The organism is Paenibacillus sp. FSL R5-0475, from assembly GCF_038004585.1.
Classification (GTDB): domain Bacteria; phylum Bacillota; class Bacilli; order Paenibacillales; family Paenibacillaceae; genus Paenibacillus_AQ.
This window is the reverse complement of record NZ_JBBORK010000001.1, coordinates 6,455,894-6,472,733: the sequence shown is the minus strand read 5'-3', so window position 1 is coordinate 6,472,733 and position 16,840 is coordinate 6,455,894. Positions and strand designations below refer to the sequence as shown.

General features: G+C 44.0%; 12 protein-coding genes. 4 read left to right on the top strand and 8 right to left on the bottom strand.

Annotated features, from left to right (window positions below):
• Positions 1 to 47 precede the first annotated feature (47 nt).
• Entirely contained in the window at positions 48 to 1,868 is a 1,821-nt protein-coding gene (locus MKX41_RS28920) for a cache domain-containing sensor histidine kinase (protein ID WP_340974215.1), read from the top strand.
• Positions 1,865 to 3,526 (top strand): helix-turn-helix domain-containing protein, encoded by a 1,662-nt coding sequence (locus MKX41_RS28915; protein ID WP_340974213.1) that lies wholly within the window; start codon positions 1,865 to 1,867, stop codon positions 3,524 to 3,526. The genes MKX41_RS28920 and MKX41_RS28915 overlap by 4 nt, the downstream gene beginning before the upstream one ends.
• 100 nt (positions 3,527 to 3,626) lie before the next feature.
• On the opposite strand, the gene MKX41_RS28910 is transcribed toward MKX41_RS28915, so the two are convergent.
• Together MKX41_RS28910 and yicI are read right to left on the bottom strand one after the other, a co-directional pair.
• Positions 3,627 to 4,793: an SGNH/GDSL hydrolase family protein gene (locus MKX41_RS28910; protein ID WP_340974211.1), complete on the bottom strand. Its 1,167-nt coding sequence runs from the start codon at positions 4,791 to 4,793 to the stop codon at positions 3,627 to 3,629.
• A gap of 124 nt (positions 4,794 to 4,917) precedes the next feature.
• Positions 4,918 to 7,239, bottom strand: a complete 2,322-nt coding sequence (yicI, locus tag MKX41_RS28905) for an alpha-xylosidase (protein ID WP_340974210.1) — start codon at positions 7,237 to 7,239, stop codon at positions 4,918 to 4,920.
• Positions 7,240 to 7,366: 127 nt separating this feature from the next.
• On the opposite strand from yicI, the gene MKX41_RS28900 reads away from it, so the two are divergent.
• Both MKX41_RS28900 and MKX41_RS28895 read left to right on the top strand, forming a co-directional pair.
• Positions 7,367 to 8,257: an AraC family transcriptional regulator gene (locus tag MKX41_RS28900; protein WP_340974209.1), complete on the top strand. Its 891-nt coding sequence runs from the start codon at positions 7,367 to 7,369 to the stop codon at positions 8,255 to 8,257.
• 124 nt (positions 8,258 to 8,381) lie between these two features.
• The gene (locus MKX41_RS28895; RefSeq protein WP_340974208.1) at positions 8,382 to 9,140 is read left to right on the top strand and encodes a hypothetical protein; all 759 of its coding nucleotides are present in this window, start codon (positions 8,382 to 8,384) and stop codon (positions 9,138 to 9,140) included.
• A 102-nt stretch (positions 9,141 to 9,242) separates the two neighbouring features.
• Here MKX41_RS28895 and MKX41_RS28890 read toward each other — a convergent pair whose 3' ends face one another.
• The 6 genes from MKX41_RS28890 to MKX41_RS28865 all read right to left on the bottom strand — a co-directional run bounded on the left by MKX41_RS28890 (position 9,243) and on the right by MKX41_RS28865 (position 16,794).
• Positions 9,243 to 11,312: a class I SAM-dependent methyltransferase gene (locus MKX41_RS28890; protein WP_340974207.1), complete on the bottom strand. Its 2,070-nt coding sequence runs from the start codon at positions 11,310 to 11,312 to the stop codon at positions 9,243 to 9,245.
• Between the two features lie 127 nt (positions 11,313 to 11,439).
• Positions 11,440 to 12,315, bottom strand: coding sequence for a radical SAM/SPASM domain-containing protein (locus tag MKX41_RS28885; RefSeq protein WP_042124302.1), 876 nt, complete (start codon positions 12,313 to 12,315; stop codon positions 11,440 to 11,442).
• A 19-nt stretch (positions 12,316 to 12,334) separates the two neighbouring features.
• Entirely contained in the window at positions 12,335 to 13,321 is a 987-nt protein-coding gene (locus MKX41_RS28880) for a Gfo/Idh/MocA family protein (RefSeq protein WP_042185046.1), read from the bottom strand.
• A gap of 261 nt (positions 13,322 to 13,582) precedes the next feature.
• Positions 13,583 to 14,971, bottom strand: a complete 1,389-nt coding sequence (thrC, locus tag MKX41_RS28875; protein WP_042185043.1) for a threonine synthase — start codon at positions 14,969 to 14,971, stop codon at positions 13,583 to 13,585.
• Between the two features lie 102 nt (positions 14,972 to 15,073).
• A complete protein-coding gene (locus MKX41_RS28870; RefSeq protein WP_076283838.1) occupies positions 15,074 to 15,577 on the bottom strand; it encodes a CYTH domain-containing protein in 504 nt (167 codons plus the stop codon).
• A 230-nt stretch (positions 15,578 to 15,807) separates the two neighbouring features.
• Positions 15,808 to 16,794, bottom strand: coding sequence for a phosphotransferase (locus MKX41_RS28865; protein WP_076299092.1), 987 nt, complete (start codon positions 16,792 to 16,794; stop codon positions 15,808 to 15,810).
• Positions 16,795 to 16,840 lie beyond the last annotated feature (46 nt).

Below are 16,840 nucleotides of genomic sequence, written 5' to 3'. Positions count from 1 at the left end.
AAGTGATCTTTCAGGTGTAAAATATTGATCGGATGTGACAAATTTCGATGAAATGGAACACGATTCGCACAAAAATGATCGTTTTCATCCTACTTCCAACACTAATTTGTATTATGGCCACGATGTTTATAAGCTACCACTTTAGTACTCAATCCTTAAGAACAAGAGCAGTAGATGAGAATACGAACCTTCTCTTTCAAGGTACTAGAAACATTGAAAGTCTGATTCAGGAAATCAATCGACTCTCCCTTATCGTCTATTCAGATTCAGAATTCTACAGATCTCTCGAAGCTGGATACGAGGATATGCTAGCAAATGCACGAATTTATTCTTCTCTGAATTACATTTCATCATCTATGCCTGACATATCTCAGGTCTATTTATACGGTGTCAAGGACAGCAAAGCCACTCTGCTCACCCAAAATACACCGAAACGTTGGCAGGGTGTTCCACCTTATCCTGATTCCAAGATCACTACCGATTCTGCGGTATCCTTACAGAGTACGCATTTAAGTCATAGCTACGGCCTAACGGCACCGATCCCGCAATTTATACCGGAGCCAGTGTTTACCTTACACAGAAGAATCGAAAGAGTCCCTACCACAAAAGCGCTTGGTTACCTGTCGATTGATGTCAAGCTAACGGCTCTAACCGACATCATCAGTCAGTTATATGATCAGAAGCAGGAGAAAATCTGGCTGCTGGATGGCAACGGAAACATTGTCTACGGGGACAATAGTGAAGAATACGGCAAGAAACTGAATGCAGCTTGGTACGATACGAACATCAGGGACAAGCAAAGCTCACAAGGATACTTTGAAGAGGATAAAGCTATGTTTATTTACCAGAATATCGAAGGTCCAGGGTTAAATTGGACGCTGGTGAAGCAGATTCCCGTATCTTATCTTTTCCGAGAAGCCAATGAGGCGGCAACGATCAATATAGCACTGATGGTCCTGCTGCTGATTACAATTACAACGCTAACGATCCTAATCTCTTTTCGAATCACCGCCCCGATTAAGCAGTTGACCCGCTATATGAATCAGGTCCAGACCGGGAAGCTTGATATCGATATCCGTCCCATGGGCAAAGACGAGATCGGTGTTGTTACAGAACGGTTCCGCAGTATGATGGATACGATCAACAATCTGATCCTAAGAGAATACAAGCTGGAATTAACTAATAAAACGAATGAATTGCGGGCTTTGCAAGCGCAAATCAATCCGCATTTCCTTAACAACACCTTGCAGATCATCGGTACGCTTGCCTTGGAACTTAAAGTACCCCAAATCTACTCTCTTCTTTCTGCACTAGCGAAAATGATGCGCTACAGCATGTACAATGAGGAGAAGATTGTCACGGTTAAGGATGAACTGGATCATGTCAAAGCTTACATCGAACTACAGAAGGAACGTTTTGAAAATAAATTCAGTTTCCGTTACGATATGGAGGAAGCTCTTTTAGAGACATTTATGCCTAAGATGATTCTGCAGCCTATTGTAGAAAACTATTTCAAACACGGTTTTAACCATTCCCGCTCAGACGGATTTGTTGAGATCACCGCGGCCAAATTGGGCGACAAGCGAATGGAAATCTGTATTCAAAACAATGGAAATGCTATCCCTTCAGCGAAACTGGATCTTTTGCGGCAGAAGCTTCAACATTCCACTAGAACAGATATAGATTTATTAAGAAATACAGAGCAAGACAAAGAAGCTACAGGATCTGGTATTGGTCTGCCGAACGTTCTGGCTCGGCTCAAGCTCGTATGCGGAGATAGCGCCATCTTGACGGTGGACAACCTCAGAGCAGGTGGAGTGGTTGTAAGACTGGAAATAGACATTATAGCGGAGCGTGAGACGATATGAAGGCGTTAATTGTTGATGACGAGGCGAGAGTTAGAAAAGCTGTTAGACTTCTTGTCGACTGGGACGCACATCAAATCAATGAAATTCTGGAAGCCGGAAACGGAAATGAAGCTATTGAGATCATTCGGCAAGCGAAACCAGCCTTGGTCATTATGGACATGATGATGGAATCCGGTAATGGCGTAGAATTAATGACATGGGTTAACGAATTTGCCGGCAACATCAAATTCATTGTGGTCAGCGGACATAATGATTTCGAGTTCGTGCGCCAGACTGTTCGTCATGGTGGAATTGATTATATCCTTAAGCCCATTGAAGCGGAGGCAATCAATGTAGCAATTTCTAAGGCAGTGGCTGCTTGGCGTTCAGAGGAAGCTGACCGTAGCGAACGACAGAAGCAGAACATTCAGCTTAATGAGTTCAAGCCCATCTACGGAGAAAAACTGCTATCCGCGCTAATCGATGATCCGATCAACTCGGAATTATCTCTTCGAAGGTTGCGAAGCGATGGCATTATCCCGGAAAACGTCCTCTCTTCGCGCCTAATACTGGTGCAGACAGATACAGGAAATAATCTCCTACTTAACCGTTTTGGAGGAGACACCGGTCTCCTGAACTACGCTATCGTCAATATTTGTAATGAATTTTTGCAAGGTCAGCGTAAGGGTGTGGCTTTTCGTTACTGGGGAGGTCCTTCGGAGATTGCCATCATTCTATGGGATATCCAAACGTCTGTTGTCGAGCTTATAGGGAGAATTAATCAGGGTATCTACTCTACTTTGCAGGTCCGAATGCATTTCGGAATTAGCTGCATCGGTAACCTGCCTAAGCAATTATCTTATCAGCGTGCAGAGGTGGCTGAGGCCTTACAGCGTAGAAATTTATTAATTCATGAGGATTACTGCCATTTTTCTACTTCCTCCGAAGAGTTTAAAGAGCGCAATGAAACCGCAAAGACAGAAATTCAAGGACATGCATCGCCGACGATCTTCGCACATGTGAAGGAAGATTGGAAAATGGCGGTCATCAGCGGAAGCACTGATGTATTGTCCGCGGCAGCACAGCACTGGGTGGACGAGCTTAGCCGATGCGGAATTGTTACACCAGAGATTCTAAACTCGTGGAAGAATGATGCACTCTTATTTCGTTCCCAGTTGGTACGGGAAACGTTAGGCCCTGATGCCGATAGCGCACTAGCCGAGTTAGAACAGGCCGACCAGCTTCACCCAGCTCCTTATACGAATGGTTACTCGTTCTCCTTATTTGCTTGGCGTGACTGGTCATTTGATCTGATGGAGCGAATATCAGAAGTGATAGCCGCTAAACAAGCTAAAGAAAGCAATCCTATGCATGATATCGTGAAATATATCGAACTTAATTATGCCTCTGATCTATCCTTGCAGGAAATTGCCGGAAAGTTCTTTGTTAGCCGCGAATATATTTCACGCCGATTCAAACAGGAATACGGCATTAATTTCTCCGATTTCATCGTTAACGTCCGGATAGATAAAGCTAAATTACTTATGCAGAACCCTCGTCTAAAGCTGTCGCAAATTTCCGAAATGGTGGGGTTTCATGATGTGAAGTATTTTAGCAAGGTATTCAAGAAACAGGTTGGTGTATCACCCAAGGACTATCGAAACCAGTTTAAAATTTAATTAATACCACGCTACGAGAAAACGGTTGTCTCCTTTATGGAAGACAACCGTTTTCTCGCAGAAATATAAAGATAATGTATAGCGTGAAACTTATATTTTCTTATATTTTTAAAAAGGCGTCCGCGACCGTCTTACCGGCTATGCCGTTCGGATGCGGGTCGTCTGTTCCACTCATAAACTCTGGTCTGATCCGGTGATCGTCTGGTGCAGGCAATGACAATAGGCTTGCTATATCAAACACCCGGCTCACACCTATAGGCGGATTAGACAAAATCTCACGATTCACCTTGCGCCAAGTTTCTTCTCTTTCACCCTGAAAATTGAACGGTGGCACCGTACTTAGAATAATATTAGCTTCAGCATTTGCCCCCTTGATCTTAGAAATAATGGTCTGCAAGTCACCAAGAAGCTCGTCCGCCGAACGGCAGCCAATATCAATATCATTTACTCCGAGTACGATCATCACTTCATCACTTTGCTTAGTTTTGTTTAGCCATGGACCATCTGCAGCGACATCATAAGCTCTAGCCCAGCCAGAGCCGAGATTCCATACACCAATATCCGTGCCAAGACCATCCGCAATTCTCGCGACCCAATATTCGTACTCATCCTTTAATGTCCGCACACCTTGAGTAATCGAATCCCCCAAGAATACTAGTTTCTTGGTAACAGATCTCTTATACCCAATGAAGCTTGGCAGTACCAAGAGATTATCAGACGCTGTAAAACCATCCGCTGATTGCTGTGCGGCAAGATTTCCGGGCGCGTCATAAGCTGAAACCAGCATCCCTTCAACATTGAAAGGAATCGATTTACCTGCAGTGAGTGTCTTAATCGTCCACGTAAACGCCAAGTAATGACCCTCCGGCAGAACAATGCTTGTCTCATCACTCCAGAAACATTCGCCAGCCGCAACGGTTTTTGAGGCTTTGCCCTCAAAGGTAAGTGCATGCTGTGTATTCTCAGCTATTGTTCCGTCTGGTTCTGTTCCTCCGTCAGCGATATAAGCTGTCTCGATAACCCAGTCGCCTCCAGGTTCACTGCCTACAGCTTCTTGCCCTTGATCCCATGTAGAATCCACCGCGTTGCTATGCCAGAACTTCAACTTCAACGTACCATTTTCCCTTAAACGAATATAAGTCCGGAAGGTATGCGTAAATGGTTCTTGCCTATTCATTATAAAATTCGCTGCAGTTGAAAGAACCGTTGCTGAGGTATATTCCGTCTGGTTCAATACTCCACTTCCCTTTGTTAAATTAGTATCCATAACGTTCCCCCGTTATTCAGTAAGATTGTAACACTAAAACCTCTCTAATAAACCAAGAGAACAGATCGTCCACCCAGTTTACAAGAGAGGTTATGGCTATATCAATATGCTTTAAGAAACAATCTTATTTCAATGTAATCGTAAACGATACGGTTTTTGCACCTGCGTTTACTTTTACTGTAGTTTCATCTACTTGCTCTGCACCTTCTACAGAAGCGATAGCTCCCAGATCTTTAAGTGAAAGCGAGAATTCTTTACCGCTACCTTCCGCAGTAACTGTTACCGTACTGCCTTTACGGTCAGCCTTCACAGTCAATTCAGGAGTACCTTTGAGATCACGAACGGTTGCAGAAGTCGTAGTGCCATCTTCAAGTGAATATAAGCCGAATTTAACGCCATTCGCATAGTCGTAATCCGGTTTGTTATCCACACTGCCGATTGCCAGCAAGGAATTCTGGCGAACGAATAGTGGCAGGCTAAAGAAATCATATTTCTCTTTGCGCCATGATCCACCTTGTACGGTTTCACCAGTAAGCAAGTGAGTCCAGCGACCAGCCGGCAAGTAGTACTTCGCCTCGCCGTTTTCTTGGAAGATTGGGGCTACAAGCAAGGATTCACCTAGCATGTATTGACGATCCAACACTTCGCAAGTAGGATCTTCCGGGAATTCCATAACCATAGCCCGCATAGAAGCCCAGCCATGTTCATGAGCCTGTCCTGCTACATCATACAGATAAGGCATCAAGCTACATTTGAGTTTGGTGAAGAAACGGGTAACATCACAAGCTTCATCATCATAAGCCCAAGGCACACGGTACGAAGTGCTACCATGCAGACGGCTGTGACTGGACAATAGTCCAAACGCCAACCAGCGTTTAAATACATGTGCCGGAGCCGTGTTCTCAAAGCCACCGATATCATGACTCCAGAAACCGAAACCAGACAATCCTAGAGACAATCCACCGCGAAGGCTCTCTGCCATGGATTCATAATCTGCGTAGCAGTCACCGCCCCAGTGAACTGGGAACTGTTGGCCACCGGCAGTTGCAGAACGTGCGAACAATGCCGCTTCATTTTTACCAAGCTTCTCTTCTAGCACTTCAAATACAACCTTGTTATACAATTGAGTGTAGTAGTTGTGCATTTTCATCGGATCAGATCCGTCGAAGTAAACTACATCTGTAGGAATACGCTCACCGAAGTCTGTCTTGAAGCTATCTACGCCCATATCTACCAAATCACGCAGGTAGCCGGCATACCATTCACAAGCCGCAGGGTTGGTGAAGTCCACCAGTGCCATACCTGCTTGCCACAAATCACATTGATAAACGTCACCGTTAGGTTTTTTGAGCAGATAACCATTTTTCTTGCCTTCTTCAAACAAGCGGGAACGTTGCCCGATATAAGAGTTGATCCATACGCAGATCTTCAGCCCTTTATCTTTCAGTCGTTTCAGCATGCCTACTGGGTCAGGGAATACGCGCTCATCCCACTGGAAATCGGTCCATTGATATTCACGCATCCAGAAACAATCGAAGTGGAATACGCTCAGCGGCAGATCGCGCTCTGCCATACCATCTACGAAGGAGTTTACGGTTGCTTCATCGTAGTCGGTAGTGAAAGAGGTCGTCAGCCACAGGCCGAATGTCCAAGCTGGAGGAAGTGCAGGTTTGCCAGTAAGTGATGTGTAGTTGCTGATAACTTCTTTGATGGTAGGACCATCAATCACGAAGTATTCTAAGCTTTCTCCAGCTACGCTGAATTGCGCTTTTTTCACTTTTTCCGAAGCGATCTCATAAGAAACCAACTCAGGGTGGTTAACAAATACGCCATAGCCTTTGCTGCTTACATAGAAAGGAACATTCTTATAAGCTTGCTCGGAGCTAGTACCACCGTCTTTGTTCCAAAGATCTACGGTCTGTCCATTCTTTACAAAAGCGGTAAAACGCTCGCCCAAACCGTAAACGAATTCACCTACACCGAGATCCAGCTCTTCACGCATATACGTGTTGCCGTCTTGATCCGTGATATAAGCCATGGACTTGAAACCGCTGCCTGTAATTCTCTCGTCTCCACGATAGAAATCCACAGCCCATTGTTGGCCTTTGCGAATCACTACACGCAGTCCGCCGCTGATCAGCACAGTCTCGGAATCATTTTCTTCAATCTTAACGTGATCTCCAGTACCTTTCGTGAGTTCGAAGACTGGACCGCGTTCTTGTACGCCATCATGATGAATAATCTTAACCCCTACCACACCTGGAAGCGGGGAATGAAATTTTACAGTAAGCAGGGTTGAATTCAGCGTCGCTGAACGCCCTGTGATTGGAGTTGTTTGAGTAATTGCTGTTAATCCATCTGGAGTCTTTTCTACAACATAATTTTGAACTGCACCGTTAATCGTGATACCATCACGCACCAGCCAGAGACCATCAGTAAATTTCATTGTGTACTTGCCACCTTTCAATTTGGTGTTTATAGTTGCATTATACCGATAAAAAATAAACAAAACTAATACTATATAGCTCGTTTATAACACTATTTTGATGTTTTATCCGAAAGGAGTGGCATTTATGGACCGTACAACCCAGAGTTTGCTAAAAGAAGACAGAGTGCATGGCGATAGCATGTTTCCGCTTGCAGCTTATTGGATAGAATTACCAGCTGGAACACATGTCCTCGATACCCATTGGCATGAAGAAGCGGAGTTTTTTATGCTGCTCGAAGGAGAAATTCTGTTTCAGGTGGATACCGAATATTTCCCACTTAAAGCCGGTGAGGCTGTATTTATCGAGTCCGGTGATATTCACGCTGCCTATGTACTGAACGAAGATACGCCTTGCAAATTTTGTGCGCTCGTGTTTCTTCCTGATCTTCTCGCTAGTGCCCAATATGATACGATCCAGCAGAACACCATCTTACCCCTTCAGGAGAAAAGACAAAGCTTTCCTCGCCACCTAACACCGGCTGTGAAATGGCAGCATGAACTTCTCGGGCACTTAGAACGCATGATGGACGCCTACGCCGCGCAATCTCCCGGGTTTGAAGCTTTTATTAAAGGCACGTTACTCATCATGCTCTCGCTGATTGCTCCAGAGGATCGTTTTGTAAACCGCAGCCAGCTGGATGACGCTGATACTACTAAGATCAATCGACTTAAGAAGATTATTCTCTATATTCAGGATAACTATCAGGAGCCGATTAGAACTCGGGACCTCTCCGACCTTATCCCCATGAGTGAAGGACAGTTCTGCCGTTTTTTCAAAGAAATGACCCGTAAGACTCCAGTAGATTACATTAACTCTTACCGAATTCGCCAAGCCGCCGATCTACTGCAACAAAGCAACAGAAAAATATCCGACATCGCATTCGAGGTCGGATTTGATAATGTGAGCTATTTTATTAAAGTGTTTCGCAGAGCGATGAAATGCTCGCCTTCGGAGTTTAGGAAGGGGTCCTGTTGACATCTTGTTGTTCGACTTCTATTCATCGGTCGTTCTGAAGCTAATGGCTCTCTTTATTAATTCTTCCTGTTCATCTACCGATATATTATAGATAGATCTTATCGTCGTAGGAGGAGAATGAGCCATGCATATAACGAATATGACCTCTGCTATGGGAACGAGACTTATTGTAGCTGTTAGTCACCAAACTAACGATAAAACCATAAATTCAAACAGCAAGACAAGTGGTAGCGGAGACCACTTATCGATAAGTAAATCTGCAAAAGCAGCTTTTCAAAATCAATCTCAAATGAGCGGAATGGTTGATTCTCTACTTAAACAAAAACAGAGTATCATCGATAACAAGAACAGCCTAATTGAAAGAACCACCAAAAACTCACATAACCTTGATTCTATTCAAGATCAACTCAAGGAATTTGATAAACAGCTCCAAACGATTGACCAACAAATTGCGAAGTACACCTTTGAAGAGCAACAAAAGAACTTAGAAAAAGCTCAAAAAGAAGATCTATCGGATGAACCTAAAACCGAGCAAGAGATACAAAACGAAAGATTGAATACGATTGTTGCTATAAGCCAAAATGTTTCACAAATGGAGGTAGTTTCTTCTACCCATTCTAAGATGCATGGCGATGCAAGAGTTCTGACCAAGGAAATCGAATCGGATGAAGCTCGTTCTACTCATTCTGCAACAGCCAAACGTGAGCAGTTATCCAAAATCGAAGATAGAATATCGGAAATGAATGAAACGTTAGGCGATACCATAAAAGACACCGGAGATAAAATTAAAGATCAGGAACGGACTGAGAAATTAGCCACCTACCAAGAAATTCAGCGTTTAGCCGAAGATTCTGATAAGTCGCAGCTAGAAATACTAATCTAACAAAGACAAAATTCTCTATATAGAAAAAGCAATCGGACCTCTACCACATCAAAGGGGTTGCCGATTGCTTTTTTATATGCAGATGATGTTATCTTTCAACAACTATTCCTTCCGAATCACGATAAAGCAGGTGCTGTCTGGCAAGGCCACTTCCTGTCCGCTCTCATCCATGAACCTTACTCTATCGCGCAGCGCTTCGGTATAACCTTCTTGCAAGTAATGCCGGAAGACTTCAATCTTCGCCTGCTTTCCTAAAGTCTGTTCAATAAATGAGGCAAACTCCGTAGGGGTAAAATAACCAAACTGTTCCTGTACTTCATGAATGTAAGCCTCTTCGCCCCAGGTATACGTATATAAAAACTCCATGGCATCATTAACAGGCATGAGTACTTCTTCTTCCCCTAATCTCTGATACTGAAGCTGACGTCCGGAAAAATCCTTCGCATAACGCTCCAGCCACGCCATACCGTCATCCTCCAGAAAACGAACTTTCCGCAGCAATGCTGTGGGTTCGGTCATTATCCCATCGCGGATAATAATAACCCCGCCCACTGACAATACATCAAAAGCACTTCGCAGGGCGGCCGAGACGGTGTCATGATTGAACTTTTTACCATTAAGCGGCACATAAGAATATAGCTCATGCAAAATCGAAGAAAAAATTACCGTACCCACCGTTCCAGCCTCCACGAAATCTTCAAGGTTCAACGCATCTCCCTGCAGGACCTCCCACTGACGACCTTCCCGTTGCTTGCGCTGCCGCAGAGCTTCCACTACATTGCTCGATATATCAATGCCGATAGGGGTAATCTCTGGCATCCGCTCTTCCAGCAAATCCAGCAGCACACCGCCGCCCGGGCCGATATCCAGCACTTTTTTCCCAATGACATGCTCCAGAATCACAGCCTTATAATCTGCTGTATTATTCATTTGACTTAAGTAGGTATCTTCATTATGAAAACGGTCGAAGGCGTCCCTGCGTAGCTCGAACAAGTCGAATAACAGCAATACAGCACGTTCATACAAGGGCGATTTTTCAGCTTCCATACAGAATTCGATCAGCTTCTCTGCCGCTGCCGAGAATTGAAACTGAAAAAACACCGTGTCTGGCAGATGTTCCTTAGCGTATGGACGAAGCATTAGATGAGGATTCTCATCAGGTAAAGTCCCTTTTTCGATATCCTCCCATCTAAGCTCCGATAAATATTTTTCTATAATCCGCTTCTTATAAACATTGATCTTCTTAACACCCTTGTAGTCATAGTAAATGCTGTTCATAACCTGCTCGAAGCTGATATGACGTAGGGGTTCATTCTGAGCCCTTTGAGCTGCAAGCAACATCACCTTCAGAAATTGCTCCAACGAGAAAGTCTGCATTGCAGATTCCACATACCAGAAGATAGTGTTACTTAAAGACTCCAACCGTTCCGCATGGAAGCCTTCCTGTGTCAGCTTTGCCCATTCCGTAGTGAAATCCTCTCCTCTAGAGATCGGACCTAGCCGCATTCTGCGCAGTCTTTCTTTCATCGGCATTGGACTAGCAAGTTCACCGGTTGCAATCAGAGTAATAAGCTGTTTCACTTCATGCTCTACATTCAGCCATAGCTCGGGGGATACAGCTCCGATGATGCAATAATTGAGTACGGTTAGCAAACGTTCAAGTTCCTCGGCAGTCAGTAACTGTTCCTCCACAAGATCACGAAGCGGCTTATTTACTTCCGGAGGCACCTCCCCACGGATTTGCTGTCCTATCAGTCCATGGGTTTCAATAAGCCGATGAACCAGTGCACTTTTGTCAGAGACCGTACCGCTCAAATGTTTCCCGTATAACTGTGCGGAGCCAATGTTATGTACAAAACAGTTAATGCCTTCCTCCTGCCAAAGTAACCGCTCCTTCAATGTGCCACCCTTAGCTGTTTCTGACCAGATTAATGTTTCTTCCACAAGCTCTTTGATCCAAATCGAACGGGGAAGCTGGTCTAGCAGCTGCAAACTGCGTTCCACATAATCCAGCACGGGATTCCTGCGGTCCAACTCCTCCAGAGATTCCACTCGCTCCAAATTTACAATCTGCTCCTCGGCTTGGACAATAAGCTTCAGCCAGAGGTTATCCTCCAAATGATCTTGTATTCCTTCACGGTATAAGGTGATGGCTTCCAACGATTTCAGCATATACTCCTCCTTCGCTCCAAAGTGGAGACTATAAAGACTTATTATTATATATACACTCCCGTTAATTAAAAAACAGAACCAGGATTCATGAAATTGCCATGTCCCGATTCTGTTTATATTCCAATCCTCAAGTTCCGAACCGTTGCCGATATCCGCACTTGCGGCACAGCTCTTCTACTGCCTCTCTACGAGAGAACCCGTAAAACAGATTGTTCGCCCGCTCACCCTCTACGATTTCTGAGAAAGGAGTCTCATGAATGTTTCCTAGGTTAATGACTCCTTCACCATCCAGACAGCACGGTACAACGGTACCATCCACAAGGATTGCCGCTTGGCTGCGTAGTGCATGACAGAACCCTTTTCCATCATCTTCCGGCTCATTCAGTGCAGGCCATCGGAACTCATGGTCCTGATTGAGATATACCCGTGGGGCAACCTTGACGCCGCTGCCAGGTACAACCTTTTCTTCGATCTTGAAATCAAGGTTAAAGGCTTCCTCCAGCACAGCAAGGGTCTCACGGTTCCGATTCTTCTCCAGATTGGTCAGATTATCCTCCGTCAAATTCCACAGCCGGAAGGAAATAATGACCCCTTGCGCGGAGGCTTCCCGTACAAAAGAAATAATCTCCGACAAATACCCTTCGCGGTTCTCAGATCCTTCATGCCCATCAAAGCTATGCAGAGAGAAGTTCATCTGTCGAAGTGCAGGTTTGCCGAGAATCTTAGGGCCAGCCTTATGAATTAACGTACCGTTGGTAGTAATATTGACCTTGAACCCTTTGGCATGTGCCGCATCCAGCAGCTCACCAATCTTGGGATGCAGCAATGGCTCACCTTTTACGTGAAGGTAAATATGATTACTATGTGGCTTAATTTCATCTAATATCGTATTAAAAGTATCGAGCTTCATAAAGTTCTTCGTTCGGGCGGTTGGTGGACAAAAGCTGCAGGCCAGGTTGCAGACGCTTGTTATCTCAATGTATACCTTTTTAAAAGTCTTCAAGTGCTGCTCCCCATTCTATTTATAGATCTGCGGCATAGCGGAGGCCGATCTGTGCTCTGGCTTCCTCCATAACTTCTGCTACTGCCAAGGAATTCGCATGTGTATTAACTCTGCTTTCCCGTTCACCATTCTTAATTAAGTTGATAAATTCCTCAACCTCATAATACATAGACTCGAATACTTGAGGCTGCGTAAGCTCCTCGACGGTTCCGTCGCGATAATGAATCTTCACTTGGTAGGGTTGGTTGATCTTATCGATCACCATTGTACCACTTTCCCCTTGAATCTCGGCTGGCAAATAGGAATCAGCGATCTTGGAATGCATCACAACTGCATCCATATCATCATATTGCATGACAATACTTCCTTCTCCATCCACTCCAGAAGAGAGCATTAGACCCACGGCCTTTACAGACTTCGGTTTCCCGAACAACACTACCATAGGATACAGGCAGTAAACACCAAGATCCATCAACGAGCCATTAGAGAAGGCTGGGTTAAAAGCATTTAATACCGTTCCCTGTCTATAGGCGTCATATCTCGATGAGTATTGACAATAGCTTGCAAAATAACGACGTACTTGGCCAATCTTATACAAATTGTCTCTGATCACTCCGAAATTCGGCATGAAGGTCGATTTCATTGCTTCTACCAACAACACATCATTGTTCTGAGCGGCTTCAATCATTGCTCTAAGCTCCGCACTGTTTGAGGCAGCTGGTTTCTCACAGAGCACATGTTTGCCATGATTTAAGCACATAATCGCCTGCTCAGCATGCATGGAGTTCGGGCTTGCAATGTAAATAGCATCGACATCTTTACTGGAAACCATATCTTCCAAATTCGTATAAATTGTAGCTCCAGCATATTTTGCAGCAAAGGCCTGACCTTTCTCCATTGTGCGGGAGTACACGGCTGTCAGGATAAACTCCTCATTCTCCAAGCCGGCTTGCACGAAGCGGTCTGTAATAAAGTTTGTTCCAATGACCCCGAAACGAATTGTCATGATAATCCCGTCCTTTTTAGTTCTTACTAAAGCTCTATATGCTATTTTCTCACTCTCAGGGTAGTCATGTCTACTTTTCAGGACAAATTTCCGACAAATTCCGATAGATCCACTTTGTGAAAAAAAGCACCACCCCTTCATCTTTTGTCGATATCAAACTATTCATAGTAAACAGCGACATTATTTGTCGAAAGATGCAGTAAAGAGGCTCCCATTCTTAACTTAAGAACAGGAGCCTGCTGAGCCATATGGACTTACAACTTATTTATAAAAAGCCTGCAATTGACGCACAATTTCATCCTTGTCATGATCCACTACGGTTTGGTGTTGTGGCATCTCGAACAACGCTTTAATTTGTGCCGGGAATTCCTGCTTAATGTCAATCAGAGTAATCGCCTCATCAAACTTAGCTGGATGTGCGGTCGCGAAGGTAATCCCAATCTCATCCGAGCCATTAAAAGCTTCGTAAGCTGCGATTCCACATGCAGTATGCGGATCAAGTAGGTAGCTATATTCTTTTTGATACTTAGCAATTGTATTCAAGCATTGATCATTCTTCACGCCAAGCGCTGCAAAATCCTTCTGCACCTGCTGAAGCGCCTCACCTTCAACCGTAATCTTGCCCTCGGTTTGCAGCTTGGACATATACGCGGATAGTTTCTCGGAATCCTCGCCTACCAAATAATATAGATAACGCTCAAAATTGCTCGCCACTTGGATATCCATCGAAGGACTGTATGTGCTTGTGAAGCTGCCCGGTTTGTATTCACCCGTGTTCACGAAACGCTCCAAGATGTTATTTTCATTCGTAGCAATAATCAGTTTGTTAATTGGTAATCCCATTTGCTTCGCCAAATATCCGGAGAAAATATTACCGAAGTTGCCGGAAGGCACGCTGATGTTAATCTTCTTCTCGCTGCTGCCATCGACATGCAAATAAGCATAGAAATAATAGACAGTCTGTGCCAGAATACGTACAAAGTTAATGGAGTTGATCGCACGCAGATGATAGCGACTCTTAAAGTCGAGATCCGCGAACAGATCCTTAATCACCTTTTGGCAATCATCAAAGTTACCATGAACAGACAGGTTCAGTACATTGCTGTCATCAACCGTAGTCATCTGCAGCTCCTGCACTTTACTAACCTTACCATGCGGATGAAGAATACAGATCTTGATTCCTTCTTTACCGCGGACACCCTGAATCGCAGCCGCCCCAGTATCCCCCGAGGTTGCTCCGAGGATGTGGATGATCTTGTTCTGCTTTTTGGAAATATACGAGTACAGCTCACCCATAAACTGCAGTGCTACATCTTTGAAGGCAAAAGTAGGGCCATGGAACAATTCCAAGACATATAAAGAATCATTCACTTGGTGAATAGGCGTTACTTCCGGCGTGCGGAAATTGCCATAACTAGTATTGACCATTTCCTGCAAATCTTCTAAAGGAATCTCATCATTAGTGTAATAGGCGAAAATCTTCAGGAACAATTCCTGGTAGCTAAGACTTCTCCACTCTTCTAAAGTAGCTGCTGAAACGACAGGAATCTCGGAAGGAACCATCAATCCGCCGTCATCGGCAAGTCCCATCAACACCGTATCGATAAAGCCTTTAGGTTCCACATTGCCTCTTGTGCTTATATACTTCATGCTCATCCTCCTGAACCCCTCATATACTATATATAAATATAAGTTTCACTTAATCGTTGCCTGTTTTCCCTATATACTACCACGTTTACGCGCTAAAGTCCGTTAATTCTTTGTCTTATTTTGCAGCTCTTTCCAGACGGTTTTGTTGCTGTACTGCCGTTCCGTGCTGACATCCTTGCCGAACCATTCCGGCGCCTTGAAGCTTTCCGCTTCCTCCAAAGATTCAAATTCAACCTCCAGAACGGACAATTTCAGCTGAGAATAGACGTCGATCTCAACCGTTGTGCCATTCCACACCGCCGTAATCCGCTCTTTGACCAAGGCTACCGCATTAACCGCTTCAATCATCTGATTATATAAACCCTCTGAGATAAAATATTCGATCTCTTCGCGCTTGATCCCTTTGCCATCCTTAAACGTGTGTGTATACGTTACCTCACCTGAGTCCAGATCCGTAATTTTACGCACACGCAGCTCTTGTCCGCCGTCTATCGCCAGATAGGTCTGATCGATATTATGCCGGGTCACAATCTTCAATTCGCCTTCTTGAATAAGCTGCTCCGGAAATTCCGGCAGCAGAAACTTGCGTTCGATCTCCAAAGCCATGATGTTTCGCTCCTCTTCGTGCCATTTATTTTATATTAATAATCATCATAGGGGTGAGACAAACCCAAGTCAATGTAGATTATGGGGAAAAAGGTTTTGTTCTTATCGAATTACCTCAATAATAGAAACAGCGGCAGTCATGGACGTGGAGACAAAGCCCTAGACTGTCGCTGTTTAGTTGAGCTATAGTTACCCGTTAGCTTAACGAATAGTGGTTAATTTTACGCTGTCTAAAGATTTCCTAACAAAGCGGACATATTTTTTTGATTTTCTGCAAGCCAAATCATTTCCTTCGCAAAGCGAGCTGGCGGTACACTATGTTGATCCATGTTAGCATTAATCCACCATGTGCTTTCCATATACCACAACAACTGTAATGAATGTGTTAAATAGCCCTCTACCACGTCGCGTTCCTCACTGTACCCTTCCATAAACGCCGAAGCCAGGGAGACATCTAAATTATCATCTAAGGCACATGACATCACAGCACGAGCTACATCAAGCTGCGGATAGTCATATTTTAGTCGATCAAAATCTAGAATTGCAGATAATCCGTTATCATTAAATAAAAGATTATCTACCCAAAGGTCACGATGTGCCCATCCTGTTTGAAGTAATTCGAGTGGTTCTATATTCATTTCTTCAGTAGCTTTAAATTGAGTTTCTATCTCAGCAAGCAGCTGAGGTTTACCAAGTCCCTTAGTCTTTTCCCAAACGGAGTTCCAATGTGCTAAGCGCTCCTCACGACTTGGAGGAATAAATTGCGGACTATTTTTAATGCCAAGTGTCCCGTCATTTAACAATCGATGCATTTTTCCTGTTGCTCGACCTAAATCATATATTTGATGGACATTGATTTTACCTGGTGAAATTAATTTTCCCTGGCAATACTCCATCACCAGGAAGCGTTCTCCATTATCAGATTCAAGCAAAATACTTTCATTCTGTGATAACACTTTGGGGCACGCTAGATCTTGGTCATACAATCTAATCTGTTGAGAGAGTGCTAACAATATCTCCTCTGACTTATATAATTTATATCTTTCTTTGTTGTATTGTTTAAGTAACAATTCCCCTGCATCCGTCGTAACTTTCCACTTTAAGTTTAACCAGCCTCGTTTTATCGAAGTAGTTTCAATTACATTCAAACCGAATAAACGATGAAATGTTTTTAGTAGGTCATCCAAGATCATTTCCTCTGTTAATATTGTCTCCATCTGGTCAACTCCTATATTTATAGTGTATAAGTTTTTATTCCTTATG